The organism is Holospora elegans E1 (assembly GCF_000648275.1).
GTDB classification, from domain to species: domain Bacteria; phylum Pseudomonadota; class Alphaproteobacteria; order Holosporales; family Holosporaceae; genus Holospora; species Holospora undulata_A.
Genome location: NZ_BAUP01000052.1, coordinates 1 through 2,751 on the forward strand (window position 1 = coordinate 1; position 2,751 = coordinate 2,751).

Annotated in this window: 2 protein-coding genes and 1 pseudogene; 1 reads left to right on the top strand and 2 read right to left on the bottom strand. The window is 32.9% G+C overall.

The features are described from left to right. Nucleotides 1-13: 13 nt before the first annotated feature. Together HE1_RS10225 and HE1_RS01585 are read right to left on the bottom strand one after the other, a co-directional pair. A pseudogene (locus HE1_RS10225) lies at nucleotides 14-417 on the bottom strand (transposase family protein); the annotation flags it as partial. Nucleotides 418-1,222: 805 nt separating this feature from the next. Further along, a complete protein-coding gene (locus HE1_RS01585; RefSeq protein ID WP_035544006.1) occupies nucleotides 1,223-2,269 on the bottom strand; it encodes a hypothetical protein in 1,047 nt (348 codons plus the stop codon). 280 nt (nucleotides 2,270-2,549) lie between these two features. Here HE1_RS01585 and HE1_RS01590 point away from each other — a divergent pair. Beyond that, the coding region (locus tag HE1_RS01590) for a hypothetical protein (protein ID WP_035544008.1) at nucleotides 2,550-2,751 on the top strand (202 nt) is incomplete at its 3' end.

The following is a 2,751-nucleotide window of genomic DNA, read 5'->3' on the forward strand; positions in this document are numbered from 1 at the left end:
TATTTATTTCCTACAAATATAGCTTACCTTCAGCTGTCCTTACTTCTGCACTATCTATATAAAAATAACCACCAGGATAGTGCTAGATAGTTCTTTTTTATCAGAGCAGCCATGACGCCTTAAGCAACGATGAAGACTTGATTGGCTTAAATGTGGAATAGTTTCTTGTAAGCTATATAATACTTCATCCTCTTGAATGCAACACTTGCTTCTTCCTCAGACTCTGAAAGCACAGTAGATTTGATCTTTTTAAGACCGATAGGGAGATCTTTTGTATCTTCTCGATTCTTCCATTTGATAATTGTTTTTGGATTAACATTAAATCTTATAGCCGCTTTTGCTATGCTCTCTTCCCTATTGGATCTCTCTACGGAGTACCTCAGTCGTTCTGGCATTTGCGTGTAATACTTGTCCCATAAACTTTTCCTCCATGAATTATTGTCTTCATAATATACTCCATAATTCTATGGGATCAAACATCAAGAGTTAGCTATAAAAAAAGCTTTTACCTATGTGGGTGGAAGCGAAAAAAACGAATTTTTTCGACAAAACCTGAAACAACATCGTCATGGATCTTGTCGACCGCGTCAATGAAAATTTTCAACGCATTAATCCAGCACTTTCAATTTGATTTGGTATATATCTTCTTTTTTTTGGAACAATGGAAGATTTTGCAGCAGATCTTAAATTAGACTTCTTGCGAAACTAAAATTATAAACAAGATTTATGATAAAAAGACCAGGAGGTAAGGTCTGCAATGCGAACAGAAAAAAATAGCAGGAAAAAATTCCGCAGGTTGATAAAAGTTAAAAAAGATACGTTTTATAGAATGGTGAATATTTTTCAAGAGTCGGAAGTAAGAACCTGTCTTCACAATTTAAATAAGATCTGATAAAAAGCTTAGTTAGGAGATAAATGACATGCCCTATCCGAGTGATTTGAGTGCCACACAATGGGATTTAATAAAATCTTATTTTGATACAGGGGATTATGGTAAAAAACGCAAGAGAGCGCCTACTAACGAGGTGTTTTACCTTATAAAAATCGAAAACAGTCTCTCCTTGCCCCTCTTAACAATACATCTTAATCCCGAATTCGCGCCTTGAAATTCGGTAATTTCTTTATCTTTTACAATAGAATTAGATGTATTTTTCAACAATACACAAGGAAAGATTAGTTTTGTAAAATTTAACGTCTTTTTTTTATTTGCATCGCATTCTTATTATTTTTTTGGCAGTGTTTTCGTTGTTGAAAGATTTTTGGAAAAAAAGTCTTTTACTTCATTAAATTGTTTTTTTAATAACTTAATTCTTACCCCATCTTCCTTTTTTTTTGGAACAATAGCAGACTTTACATTGCCTAAGGGTTTAGGGGGAAGAATGCTCTTATTTCTATCAGAACCATCATCAGAGTCAGTTTCAGAAAAATTTGAATGAAAACTTCGATCGTTAGATTCGTCAGAATCGTTCTTAATTTCAGGAAGGCCCTTAGCAAGATTTTTTTGTAACTTTTCCCATTCTAACTGCGCTTTCTCTTCAAGTTTTTTCCTTTTTAACTCCGATTCTGTTTCTTTTACCGGTAATGCGTTTGAATCTTTACTTTGAACAACGAGAGAATTTTCAGCAGAGTTAAGATTTTTTACATTACCTGGCGCTGTGTTTGCATTAATTTGAACAGTGTTTCTACCACTATTTGGGACAACAGCGGACTTTACATTGTCTAAGGGCGTGGAGTTTGGCATAACTTCTCTATCAAAGTCACTCCAAGAGTCACTCTCAGAACTCGATGATTTTTCACTGGGATAGTTTTTTTCGTAAAAATGAGTATTATCTAGAGCTTTTGTAATACAATCTTCACAAACTAAGGGCCAAGGCCTGCGGTTTGGGGTGGAAAGTTTTTTACAGAGCTCCGTTTTGTTCTTAAGAACGAGATTAAGAAATTTTTCACCTTTTTCATAAGTTGATGAAATATGATTAGATAACTTTAAAAACGCTTCTCTGACCTTTGTTGCTTTTGATTTTGTAATTTTGTCGGAAGTATTTAATTCAACCAATGTAGAATACGCGTGAATAAGATCTTTCATTTCAGGAGAATTAGACTCTTTTTTTAAGCGCCCATAAGCAGAAGAATCCTTTTGAAGAATATTAAATATTTTTTCCCAGTCGTTTTTGAAATTTTCAAAAATTGTCCATTGATCAGAAAATGCGCTTTGGCAAATAATCAGACCTAAAACAGATATTAAAATGTTAAATTTTTTATAGTTTTTCATCTTTTAATTTGTTTTGTTAATAGTACAATTAAAGTTGTAGCAAATAAATGTTAAAAAATAATAAAAACTCAAATATTAAAGGTAAATCGTTAAAAAGCAAGTGTCCGATTTGCTTTCCGTAATTTTGAAAATTTTATAATAAAAAGCTATTGCTATATTCTGAAATACTAACTTTACCTTTGATTTTTAAAATTTTCGAAGCCTTTAACTAAAGATATTTTTTTAGAATTAGTAAAGTAAGTCTTTTAAAAGTCTCTAAAAATGATTGTATGTAAATTTTGTGAATGTTAGGAGTGTTTTAAAAGCGGTTTTGTTCGATGGGTTCAGCGGTACACATGTAAAAAATGTAGAAAAAATTTCACGAGGTGTGCATGAAAAAGACAAGCTCCAAGCCTTCGTTTTACAAGTAAGTGGCCTTTCAATGAACCGAATTGCTCAGCTTTTTGGTGTCGGCGTCACCGCTGTTTTGAAGTGGGCGGGCA

What these genes read in the sequence shown, in the direction of transcription:
- HE1_RS01585 (WP_035544006.1), bottom strand. Translation starts at nt 2,269, where the DNA reads ATGAAAAACTATAAAAAATTTAACATTTTAATATCTGTTTTAGGTCTG.